Source organism: Pseudomonas juntendi (assembly GCF_009932375.1).
GTDB classification, from domain to species: domain Bacteria; phylum Pseudomonadota; class Gammaproteobacteria; order Pseudomonadales; family Pseudomonadaceae; genus Aquipseudomonas; species Aquipseudomonas juntendi.
In genome coordinates this window covers 1-10,097 of sequence record NZ_BLJG01000027.1, presented here as the reverse complement: position 1 = coordinate 10,097, position 10,097 = coordinate 1, and the positions used below count along the sequence as shown (strand labels likewise).

General features: G+C 65.8%; 6 protein-coding genes. 4 read left to right on the top strand and 2 right to left on the bottom strand.

Annotated features, from left to right (window positions below; all coding sequences use genetic code 11):
• Positions 1-328: prepilin peptidase (locus tag GYA94_RS03595; protein ID WP_161891800.1), on the top strand; the 328-nt coding region annotated here is incomplete at its 5' end.
• Positions 329-448: 120 nt separating this feature from the next.
• Positions 449-1,225 (top strand): response regulator transcription factor, encoded by a 777-nt coding sequence (locus GYA94_RS03590; RefSeq protein ID WP_110680050.1) that lies wholly within the window; start codon positions 449-451, stop codon positions 1,223-1,225.
• Between the two features lie 54 nt (positions 1,226-1,279).
• On the opposite strand, the gene pbpC is transcribed toward GYA94_RS03590, so the two are convergent.
• On the bottom strand, positions 1,280-3,634 hold the full coding sequence (gene pbpC, locus GYA94_RS03585) for a peptidoglycan glycosyltransferase PbpC (RefSeq protein WP_110680049.1): 2,355 nt from the start codon (positions 3,632-3,634) through the stop codon (positions 1,280-1,282).
• Positions 3,635-3,711: 77 nt separating this feature from the next.
• Here pbpC and GYA94_RS03580 point away from each other — a divergent pair, with 77 nt between their 5' ends.
• Complete coding sequence (locus GYA94_RS03580) at positions 3,712-4,005, top strand: hypothetical protein (protein WP_161891799.1); 294 nt, start codon at positions 3,712-3,714, stop codon at positions 4,003-4,005.
• A 137-nt stretch (positions 4,006-4,142) separates the two neighbouring features.
• Here the strand turns inward: GYA94_RS03580 and GYA94_RS03575 are convergent, their stop codons facing one another.
• Positions 4,143-9,044 carry an alpha-2-macroglobulin family protein gene (locus tag GYA94_RS03575; RefSeq protein WP_161891798.1) on the bottom strand — a complete coding sequence of 1,634 codons (4,902 nt, stop codon included), beginning with the start codon at positions 9,042-9,044 and terminating at the stop codon, positions 4,143-4,145.
• A gap of 201 nt (positions 9,045-9,245) precedes the next feature.
• Here GYA94_RS03575 and GYA94_RS03570 point away from each other — a divergent pair.
• The coding region (locus tag GYA94_RS03570; RefSeq protein WP_161891797.1) for an MATE family efflux transporter at positions 9,246-10,097 on the top strand (852 nt) is incomplete at its 3' end.

Here is a 10,097-nt window from a genome sequence, read left to right as displayed (position 1 = left end):
GGCCGATGCCAGCGATGCCGGATGGGCGCTGGCCATCGTCATGCTGTTGACCCTGCCCGGCTATATGTACGGCCACTTCGGCGCCGATGATGTCAAGCTGATGGGCGCCCTGGCCCTGGCCAGCGGCACGCAATACGTGCTTGGCACGTTCATTGGCGCTGGGGTCAGCGTGCTGGTCTGGCTGCTGGCCCGTCGGCGTCTATGGCTGCTGCTCAACCCCAAGATCAAGAAGCGCCTGCAAGCCCTGACCGAAGAAATGGGCGACAAGCAGGCGTTCGTCCCCTATGTGCTCACCGGCTTTCTGCTGACAGCCGTATGGATCCAATAGCGATGCCTGTGGTCGGACAATGTGTACAGGGTTTGTACAGAATCGCCGTGTGCGACTACTTTTTACATTGCCAGAGCGTCTGGCCCGGGAGCAGGGCCGTATACGAACAGGGAGTTGATCGTGTCCAGACCAGTGAGTGAAGTGAAGGTATTGGTGGTCGACGACCAACCGGTCATTGTCGAGCAGCTATGTGAATACCTTGAAACCGCGGGTTACACCTGCATACCCGCCTATTCCACCGACGAAGCCATAGAGCGGTATACGTCGGACCCCGCAGTCGGCCTCATCATCTGCGACCTCGACATGCCCGAGCGGGACGGCATCGAGCTGGTGCGTGCCTTGAAGGAGATCGACGGCAGCCAACGCATGTTCGAGGCCATCATGCTGACCGGCCGGGGGGAAAAACAGGACGTGATCCGCGCCCTGCGCGCAGGTTTTGCCGACTATTACCAGAAACCCATGGACCTTGAGGAACTGCTCGAAGGTGTGCGCCAGCAGGAGCAGGCCTTACTCGAGCGCCAGCGCAACCTCCGCAACCTGGGCGGCTTGAACCAGCGTTTGCAAGACTTGGCCGAGTCTGTGGACGAGCTTTATCAGGAGCTGGAGAAAGCCCGCGGCCAAGGCGCCCACCGGCGTGCCACGGATGCTGAAGAAAGCGAGAGCGAGCTACCCGCAGCGTTCGAGAAACTGTCGCCCCGCCAGTTGGAGGTCGCGCGGCTGGTGAGCAAGGGCAAGACCAATTACCAGATTGCCTGTGAACTGGGGATCACCGAGAACACCGTCAAACTGTACGTGTCGCAGGTGCTGCGGTTGACCCATATGCATAACCGTACTCAATTGGCGCTGGCGCTGACGCCCAGCTCATCGCCAGTGCATCAACGCTTCACTACCCACTGACCGGCGGCCTGCTGTATCCGGGGCGTATTTCCGCCCCACATTGCCGTCGGGCACCTACTCACTGACCTGAAACGCCACCCGGGCAGTCTCACCGCTTTCATCCAGGGCGCTGAGTTCGGCCTGGCCAACCTGGGGCAAACGCAGCAGCAGGCTGTCCTGCCCCTGGGTCTCCCCCAGCGGCTGGCCATTGAGGAACCACCAACGCCGGCCGCCGCCACCCAGGGCCGAAACATGCAACTGCAAAGGCTCGCTGCTGGTGGCCGGCCGGCGCAGATTGTCGCCCGGGCGCACCCCCACGATCGACAGCGGTGGTGCGCTGGCCGGTACCTGTGGCGGGCAGTTTGGGTCGATGGCCGGCAACCGTGCGGCACGCCGCTCCATCCGCGGTAGCCAAGGCTCCAGCGGTGCCGGCCACAGGGCAATATCACGGGCCGTGGCACCTTGGCAACTCCCATCCACACGCAAGCCATGCGGGTTGACCCACACCGTCTCGCGCAAGCCCAGGCCCAGCGGCTGGTCGGCGGCCTGCAAGGTTGGCGGCGTGGTGCCGTCCAAGGTCCAGGCAAACCGCTGGCGCCGGCAGTTACTGTCCTGCCTGGCCATGGGCTGGCCAAGCGGCCAACAGATCGCGGCCACGCCGACACTGGCGGGCACCGGCAAGATTGGCACGCTGATACCCCGCTGGCTGTCGCGATTGCTCAACAGGTCGTGCACCTGCAACATCAGGGGGGCGGCCGATGCCAGGCCAAACTGCCCGGCGACCGGCGTACCGTCTGGGCGACCGATCCACACACCAATCAGGTAGCGCGGGCCCACGCCAATCGACCAGGCATCGCGAAAGCCATAGCTGGTGCCGGTCTTCCAGGCCAGTTGCGGGCGCTGCACCAGTTCGGCATGCGGGTCGCGGTCGGGGCGTGCCTGGCCGCTGAGAATACGCCGCACGATCCACGCTGCACCCGGCGACAACAGACGCCGCTCGACCAGCGGGTCCTGCGGCTGCAGGCGGACCTGCGCGCTGTTGCCGCCCCGGGCAAACGCGGCGTAGCCGCCAACCAGGTCTTCCAGTCGGCTGCCGGCGCCGCCCAGGACCAGCGACAGGTTGGGCTCTGCCAAAGGCGGCAGTGCCAGTGGCATACCCGCCATCCGCAGTTGCGCGGCAAAGCGCTTGGGGCCGTAGGCTTCCAGCAGCTGCACTGCCGGCAGGTTCAGCGACAGCGCCAACGCCGAGCTGGCCGACACCGGGCCGCTGAAACCCATGGAGAAATTGCCGGGCCGGTAGTCGCCGTAGCGTCGCGGTACATCCTGCAGCAGCGATTCGGAATGGATCAGGCCGTCGTCCAATGCCATGCCGTACAGGAAAGGCTTGAGCGTAGAGCCGGGCGAGCGCAGCGAACGCACCATGTCGACATGGCCAAAGCGGCGCTCGTCGGTCAGGTCGATCGACCCCAGGTAGGCACGCACGGCCATGGTCTGTGCTTCGACCACCAGAATGGCGGCAGAGGTGCGCTCTGGCAGGCGTGCGCGCCAGCCCAGCAGCAAGTCTTCGAGGCGCCGTTGCAAGGCCGCATCGAGCGTGGTGCGGATCAGCGGTGGGCTGTTGGCGCTGTTCAAGCGCCGCGCCAGCAATGGCGCCAGCGCTGGCTCTTGCCGTGGGGCCAGCACCAGCGGTTCTTCGGCCGCTTCACGAATTTGCCGTGCCGGCCACACCTGATACTCCGCCAGGCGCTGCAGTACCTTGTCGCGTGCGCGCTGTGCCCGCTCGGGGTGGCGGTCGGGGCGCAGGCGACTGGGTGCCTGCGGCAACACCGCCAGCAACGCGGCTTCGGCCGGGGTCAGGTGCCGCGGCGACTTGCCCAGGTAGGCCCAACTGGCTGCGGCCACCCCCTGCAAGGTACCGCCGAACGGCGCGCGGTTCAGGTAGATTTGCAGGATCTCGCGCTTGGACAGGTGCCATTCCAGTTGCAACGTGCGCCACAGCTGGCGCAGTTTGCCAGCCAGGGTGCGGTCGTGCGGGTCGAGCAGGCGGGCCACCTGCATCGACAGCGTGCTGCCGCCCGACACCACTCGCCCACCGCGCAGGTTCAGCCAGGCAGCACGGGCCAGCGCCAGCGGGTTGACCCCGGGGTGGTGATAGAACCAGCGGTCTTCGTAGGTCAACAACGCCTGCAGATACAGCGGTGAAACCTCATCAGGGCTGACCGGGTAACGCCACACGCCATCAGTATCGGCAAACCGCCATAACGGTGTGCCATCCTCGGCCAGCACTACCCGCGCCAGGTCGTCACCCGGCATGGGCAGGGGCCAGATGCGGTCTGCCAGCCACAACAGGCCAGCCAGCAACAGCAGGCCGAGCAGCACGGCGCGCAACAACCTGCCCGCACGGCTGCGTGGCCGCGCTAAGCTTGGCATCGGGAACCGACCTGGCCAGGTAATGGCCAAAGGCTTTGGGACGGCAAACTCGCCGGCTCGTTCATCAGGAAGCAACTATGCATGTAGAAGGTTTTTTCGAGTGGCTGGGCCAGGCACTGGGATCGTTGATTCGCTTCATCGTCGACGCATTGAGCGGGCTGTTCAACCTGCTGGCCAATGCCGGTGGCAATTTCATCGACGGCCTGGCGCGCACCTTGGGCATGGACACCTCGTTGGTCAGCATCCTGGCCCTGATCATTGGCCTGATGCTGCTGTACTCGGCCATCCAGGCATTCATGCGTGCGTCGATCATCCTTGGGATCATCTGGCTGGTGCTGGGGTTGTGGGTAATGAGCTGGGTCATCCACTGAGCCTTCCCGGGGGCCGCCCGGGAAGCCGCACGGCGGCCCGATCGCCAGCAAGCCGGCTGCCACGGTGACCGCAGCGGCATCGAAGCCAGGTGCAGCACCTGGCTTGCCAGCATGAGGCCGGTAACAGCAGCACAAGCCTAGCGGGCTTTTACCGTCATCTCGCCTTGCCCATCACCCACCGCCTGCAGGTTCGGCCGATACATCGACTCAACCTGCGGCGGCGGTACGCGGTAGGTGCCCGGGGTCACCGCCCGCGCCAGGTACAACAGGTGCGTGGTGCCATAACCGTCGAGCTTGAGCGCCGCCACATAGCGGTCATCACGGTACTCCTGATGCACCACGCTGGCGTTCTGCATCGATTCGCGCCATTCCTTCACCGCACTGCTGGCGTTGTCCAGGCTGGCGGCACTTTGCGCCAGGTTCTGGTTCTCCAGCTCCAGGCCAGCCGGCAGCAGGTCCACTACCAGCGCATCGGGCACGCGGTCCTGGGCCTTGAGCGCCAGGTGCACCAGGACCAGATCGCCACTGCGCAGGTTGTGCAGGTCCAGTGGCTGGCCATTCATGCCCAGGTATTCGCGGCGGATCTGCATGCCGTTACCGCCGGCGGCAGGCGCCTGGCGCGGGTAGCCAGACAATGTCAGTTGCTGGTAGAGGGTCGCGCTGCCTTCATTCTGCACGCTCAGCGGCGAGGCCAGCAGCGGGCCCTCCAGCTTCATGCCAGACTCGGCGTTGTTCAATTCGCGCACTTCGCCGGCACTGTCCAGGCGCGCCTGCCACTGGCCCTCGGGCTTGCCCAGCAGGCCACGGCCGGCGAGGAACAAGGCATTACGCTCCTGGGTCGACAGCCAGCGGTTGGCCGCCAGTTCATCCGACAGGGCAAACAGACGCTGGTCGACCTGGTTGGTGGCCAGGTTGCTTTCCTGCAGCAGCGCCAGGATCAGCGCCTGATCACGCAGCGGGCTGCCATAGTCAGCCATCCACCCCTTGCTGCGGCTGATGCCAAGCCCGGCTTGCAGGGCTTGCTGGGCACGCGGTTTGTCGCCCATCTTGTCCAGTGCCACCGCCAGTTGCACCAGCGGCAGCCCAGAGCGGGCATCGGCCCGGCGCTCGAACAAACCACGCAACGCGCCCAGCGGCGCTTGCTGGCTGCGCGCGAGCACCAGCGCGGCATAGGCCTGCACGGCGAAGCGGGTATGTTCGGCGTTTTCGCTGTAGTCGACCTCGATCAGGTTGCGCTCCTGCAGGTAGCGCAGCAGGCGCTCGCTGGCCTTCTTCAGCGCTTCGGCCGGTACCCCATAACCTTGGTCGCGGGCCCGCAGGAGGAAGTCGGTGACATAGGCGGTCAGCCAGTATTCCTCCTCGCTGTCCGAACTCCACAAGCCAAAGCTGCCGTTGTAGCGCTGCATGCCCAGCAGGTGCTCGATGCCCATCTCGATCTTGCGCTTGCTCACATCTGCCGGCTCACCCTTGATGCCCAGGCGTTTGAGGCTTTGGGCATCGGCATACAGCGACGGGTAAAGGCCGCTGGTGGTCTGTTCCAGGCAACCGTACGGGTACGCCTCCAGCGCGCGGATCTGTTCGGCCAGGTTGAGCGGTGGCCGGCTCGACAAGGCCAGGCTGGCCTCCAGGCCCGCCGGTTCGAAGGCGGCCAGGTCTGCTTCGGGCAGCGTCCATGGCTGGTCCTTCAAGGCCACGCGGTAGTGCTTGAGCATCGCCGGGTAGGCAGGGCGCACGCCCAGCGCCCACTCGCGCTCGAAGGCGGTGCTTGGCTCGTTGGGCAGTTGCAACCCGGTGACACGCACCCGGACCTTGCCCTGCCCCAGGCCGCCCTGGGCCTGCACTGGAATCAGCAGCGTCGAGCGCTGGCCTTCGGCCAGGGCCACGGTGTGCAAGGCATTGGCGGCCAGGCTCAGTTGCCCTTCGCTGCTGACTTCAACCTGCAACTGCTGGGCCCGGCCCGACAAGTTGGCCAAATCCAGGGCCAGGTTGGTGCGGTCGCCGCCCCCGAGGAAACGCGGTGCCGACAGCTCGGCGATCAGCGGCGCAGCGACTACCGTCTTGCCTTCGGCCATGCCGAAGTGGTCGTCGGTCCAGGCTTGGGCCATCAGGCGCAGTTCACCATTGAAGTCGGGGATATCGACCGTTACCTGGCCCTGGCCGTTGTCATCCAGGGTAACCGGCACGCTTTGCTGGGCGACGATGGTCACCGTGGTGTTGGGGCGCTTGCCCCCCTTGGCCATGGCCGCGTCACCGCCGAATGCCAGGCTGGCCAGGCGGCCTTGCCCGGCCTCGATCAACTGGCCGTAGATGTCCAGTTGGTCGGCACCGTAGGCCTTGCGCCCGAACAGGCTGGCGAACGGGTCGGGTGTCTTGAAGTCGGTGATATTGAGGATACCTACGTCCACTGCCGACACCAGCACATGCACTTGCCGCGGCACACTACCGTCGGCGTTGGCGGCCTTGACGTTCACCGTCAGCGGCTGTTTGGGGCGCATTTTCTCGGGGGCTTGCAGGCTCACCGCCAGCTTGCGGCCGGCGCGGTCCAGCGGCAGGTGCAGCACACCGACCGAACGCTTGGGCGTGGCATTGGCCTTGCGCTCGCCAGGGCGGATTACCAGCGCACTGATGTACAGGTCGTGGCGGGCCCAGGCCTTGTCCAGTTGCACGTCGAACGTCTTGCCCTCGGCGGGCACGTCGATTTCCTGCCACCACAGCGGGCCGTCACTGGACTCGATCATCAGGTAACCGCTGCCCGCAGCCGGCGGGGTCACGGTGACTTTGGCCGTGGCGCCATCAGCATAGGCCGGCTTGTCCAGCGCCAGTTTGACCTGGTCGGGGCGCACGGCACCGCCTTCGGCGTTGTCCTGGGCACGGTAACCGGCCCAGAAGCGCTCGCTGGACACCAGGCCGGTCTGCGGGTCTTCCACCTCGACCCGGTAAGGGCCCCATTCCACCTGGAAGCTCAGCTTGGCCGTGGAGCCGGCCTTGACGCTGACCGTCTCTTCGCTCTGGGTCAGGAACTTCTCGTTGTAGGCATAGCTCCAGCCATCGCTTTGCGAGTAGTTCCAGTAGTAATCACGGCGCTCACGCACCAGGCGCACCTTGAGGTCGTTGGCCGCCAGCTTGTTGCCGTCGTGGTCGGCCACCAGTACCTCGAACTCCACCGGCCCGTCGCTATCGGTTTCCTCACCGTCAAACAGGCCGCGCAAGCCTGGCAGGCGCTCGCCCGGCCAGATCGGCTGTTCCAGGCGCCGGGTGATCGGCCGGCCGCCGGACTCCTGCAAGCTGGCCTGCACGGTCAGTTGCAACGGCGAGCGCGCTTCGGCCCAGCGGCTTTCGATATCGACCACGGCCTTGCCCGCCTGGTCGAGGGTGACTTCATCCAGCTCCAGGTCCTGGTTCAGTTCGGTTTCGGTGACCGAGCCGAACTGGTAACCCGGCAACGCCGGCACCGCCTCGCGCAAGGGGCGCACGTAGGCTTGGCCACTCAGGCGGTTGCCGGCCGCCGGAGCGCCGTACAGGTAACGGCCAGTGACCTGGATACGCGCGTTTTCATCCGGTGACAGTGGCTGGCTGCTGCCCTTGAGCTCCAGCGCAAGGCGCTCGGGCAGGAAGTCTTCAACCAGGAATTCATAGACCTGCTGGCGCCCACCGCCGAGGTCGAGCAACAGCTGCCAGCGACCGGTCGGGGCCTCGCTGGCCAGCTGCAACTGGTACTGGAACAGGCCATTGGCATCGGCCTCCCAGACGAACTTGCGGCTGACCTGTTCATCCGGGCGGCGCACTTCCACGTTCACCGGTTGGGCCTTGACGGGCTTGCCGTCCTGGTCACGCAGCAGGCCGTTGAGCAGCACCGTTTCGCCTGGGCGATACAGGTCGCGCGGGCCGAAGATGAACAACTGCAAGGGGTTGGCCTGGGGCCCGGTGATGTCGAACTCGGCGAGGTCCAGCGCGGCAGTGTTCAAGCGCAGCAGCGTGGTGTGCACACCCTGGGTGGCGATCAGGGTGTCGGCCTTGGGCGTGATCGGCAACTGGGCGTGGCCCTTGCCATCGGTGGCGGCCTGGGCCAGCAGCTTGCCCTTGTCGTCATGGATTTCCAGGTTGACGCCGCTCATGGCCTTGCCGCCTTCCAACGCCTGGGCGAATACGTCCAGGCGGTCACGGTAGCGGTGCGCGGAAACACCAATGTCGCTGAGGGTGAACAGGGTGGCCGGCTGTGAGTAATCGTAAGTGCCGGAGGCACGCATCACCGCCAGGTACACACCAGGCGCCTGCAGCGGCTTGATGCCAGCGATGGGCAGCAGCACGGTCTCGCGCGTGTTGCGTGCCGGGTTCAGGTCGAAGCGGCCACTGTAGACCAGTTCGGCCATGTCCAGGGTTTCCTTGGACTGGTAGTAGTACAGGCTGCTGTTGCGCCCCCAGCTGGCCAGGAAGTTCGAGAGCATCTCCGGCTTGACCCGGAAGAACTCGACATCGACCTTGTCGACGTTCAGGGCGATGACCGGCAGGCCCTCTGCCAGGCGTGTGGGCAGCAGCGAACCGCGGCTGGCGAAGCCGATGGTCGGCTGCATGTCGCGGGTTTCCAGGCGGGTCACCGACTCACTGGCCAGTTGCTCGCCGTTCACCGCCAGCAGGCCTTTGTCCACGGTCAGCACCAGCTTGCGCTGGGGTTCGAGGTGGCGCAGGCGCAGCTCCATCTGGTTGTCGGAGAGCTCCCAGGCGCCATCGAGCTTGCCTTTGACGGTATCGACCAGGTGCACTTTGGTGGCGAAGTCCTGCTTGGCATCCAGCGGGGCAGAGAAGCTGATCGACAGCGTCGCGGCGCCGTCGAGCTGCACTTCGGAAACGTCGAGCACAGTCAGCTCGCGGCCTGCATAGCGCTTGGCGAGCACGGCAGGGTCTTCGCGCTTGGCAGCGGGGGCCTCGGCGGGCGCGGTGGCTGCCGGCTTCTCGGCCGGCGCCGGTTTGTCCGGCGTGGAAGAGTCACAGGCACTGAGCAAGGCCAGCGCGCAGGCCAGCAACAATCCTTTGTTGAACATGGAGTAGGAACTCTTTGGCAGCGGGTACTTGAGGGCCGCAATTATAGCTGGCCGGAATCATGTTCGCGCGGTTTGCTTGCCTGGCCGTTACACTGTGCCCATTCAGAATAGCCCACAAAGGCCTGCGTACGCCGATCGATGTGGGAGCGGCCTTGTGTCGCGATTGGGCTGCGCAGCAGCCCCAGATTCCCAAGGACCGCAATGACTGCACTGACCGCCGACTGGCGCCACCGCCCCACCCACCTCAAGGTCTGGGCGCTGGCCGCGCCGATGATCCTGTCCAACATCTCCGTGCCCTTGGTAGCCCTGGTCGACAGCACTGTCATCGGCCACCTGCCCCACGCCCACCAGTTGGGCGCAGTGGCCGTGGGCGCCACGTTGTTCACGTTCATGGTCGGCCTCATGGGCTTCCTGCGCATGGGGTCCACTGGTTTCGCCGCCCAGGCCGCCGGGCGGCGCGACGGCGCGGCGTTGCGCCAGGTGCTGGTTCAAGGGCTGCTGCTGGCGGTCGGCTTTGCCCTGTTGATTGGCCTGCTGGCCATTCCCTTCAGCCAGTTGGCCCTGCATGCGATGCAACCCAGCGACGCGTTGCAGCAAGCCACCGAAGACTTCTTCCACACCCGCCTGCTCGGGCTGCCTGCAGCGCTGGCCAGCTATGCCTTGGTCGGCTGGTTCCTTGGCACGCAGAACGCCCGCGCGCCGCTGGCGATCCTGCTGACGACCAACCTGCTGAACATCGCGCTGAACCTGTGGTTCGTACTGGGCCTGGACTGGGGTGTGCTGGGTTCAGCGCGGGCCTCGGTGATTGCCGAGTGGAGTGCCGCCCTGCTCGGCCTGGCCCTGACCCGCCCGGCGCTGCGCGCCTACCCAGGGCAGGTCGCATGGGCAGCACTGAAGCACTGGCAGGCCTGGCGACCGCTGCTGGCCGTGAACCGCGACATTTTCCTGCGCAGCCTGGCGCTGCAGTTGGTGTTCCTGCTGATCACCCTGCAAGGCGCACGCCTGGGCGAGGCGACCGTAGCGGCCAATGCATTGCTGCTCAATGGCCTGCTG

Bases quoted from the DNA above. Each gene is read 5' to 3' on its own strand.
- GYA94_RS03580 (WP_161891799.1), top strand. From the start codon at position 3,712: ATGCATGTAGAAGGTTTTTTCGAGTGGCTGGGCCAGGCACTGGGATCG.
- pbpC (WP_110680049.1), bottom strand. From the start codon at position 3,634: ATGCCAAGCTTAGCGCGGCCACGCAGCCGTGCGGGCAGGTTGTTGCGC.
- GYA94_RS03575 (WP_161891798.1), bottom strand. From the start codon at position 9,044: ATGTTCAACAAAGGATTGTTGCTGGCCTGCGCGCTGGCCTTGCTCAGT.